Source organism: Marinobacter sp. G5_S1_61_S3, from assembly GCF_054968585.1.
In genome coordinates, this window is sequence record NZ_JBQKUK010000039.1 from 1 (window position 1) to 1,074 (window position 1,074).

General features: G+C 59.6%; 2 protein-coding genes. Both read right to left on the reverse strand.

Annotated elements, in window-relative coordinates:
* Positions 1-53 precede the first annotated feature (53 nt).
* A complete protein-coding gene (locus tag ACTRWH_RS20415; RefSeq protein WP_462826792.1) occupies positions 54-914 on the reverse strand; it encodes an alpha/beta fold hydrolase in 861 nt (286 codons plus the stop codon).
* Between the two features lie 7 nt (positions 915-921).
* Positions 922-1,074: aldehyde dehydrogenase family protein (locus tag ACTRWH_RS20420; protein ID WP_462826793.1), on the reverse strand; the 153-nt coding region annotated here is incomplete at its 5' end.

Below are 1,074 nucleotides of genomic sequence, written 5' to 3' on the forward strand. Positions count from 1 at the left end.
CAGCATGGCCTGGTAAAGCTCGTCACCCAGCACCTGTATACGTTTCTGTTCCATTATTCTGCTCCTGAAGCCTCTTGATCGGCCTCGGTCAGGAAATCGTTCACCAGCCGGGCAAACCGGTTGGCATGTTCAATCTGGGTCCAGTGGCCGCAACGGCCAAACACATGCAACTGGGCTCGGTCGATCAGTTCCGCCAGTTTCAGTGAGGCAGCAAGCGGTATCACCTCATCCTCGCGGCCATGAAGAACCAGGGTTTCGTGGGGCAGCGCCCGGATGTGCTTCTCCTCGCTGGCCAGGTTGTCGACCCAACGCTGACGCGGTGCCGGGAACATGGCGGCAAAGGATTCCTGGAAACCGGGGCGGATGCTGGCCCGATAGCGCATCTCCGCCAGTTCGTCGGTGAGCAGGCCTTTGTTAAAGGCAAACACATCCATCAGGCGGCGCATGTTTTCAAGGGAAGGCTGATAGCCCCAAACATCATCCAGGCCCTCAGTGATTGGAAAGCTGACACCGACAGAGCCCATCAGCACCAGGCGACGAACCCTCTCCGGGTACTCGATCGCCAGTGCCAGGGCCAGGCCGCCACCGAAGGAGTTGCCGACCAAATCCACCTGTTGCAGATCCAGTGCATCCATAACGCCGATGGCATGGGAGACCCAGCGTTCCCGGCTGTAGGTGTTGTCTTCCGGACGCTGGGTATATCCGAAGCCGAGCATATCCGGGGCCACCACACGGCGGTTCTTCGCCAGCTCCGGAATCACCAGGCGCCAGTTGGCCCAGGCGGTCACGCCGGGGCCGGAGCCGTGGATCATCATTACCGGAACACTGCCCTTGCCATGGTCATGGACATTGGTGCGGTAGCTGGCGGCGGTTATATCACGCCCGATTTCCGGGCTGTTTTCAGGTGCAGTCATGGTCAACTCACAATTTCACACAGATGTTTTTCATCTCGGTGTAGAACTCCAGGGAGTGCACACCACCCTCGCGGCCTATGCCGGACTGTTTGCTGCCGCCGAAGGGTGTGCGCAGATCCCGCAGGAACCAGCTGTTGACCCAGATGATGCCGGCTTCGAT

Bases quoted from the DNA above. Each gene is read 5' to 3' on its own strand.
- ACTRWH_RS20415 (WP_462826792.1), bottom strand. From the start codon at position 914: ATGACTGCACCTGAAAACAGCCCGGAAATCGGGCGTGATATAACCGCC.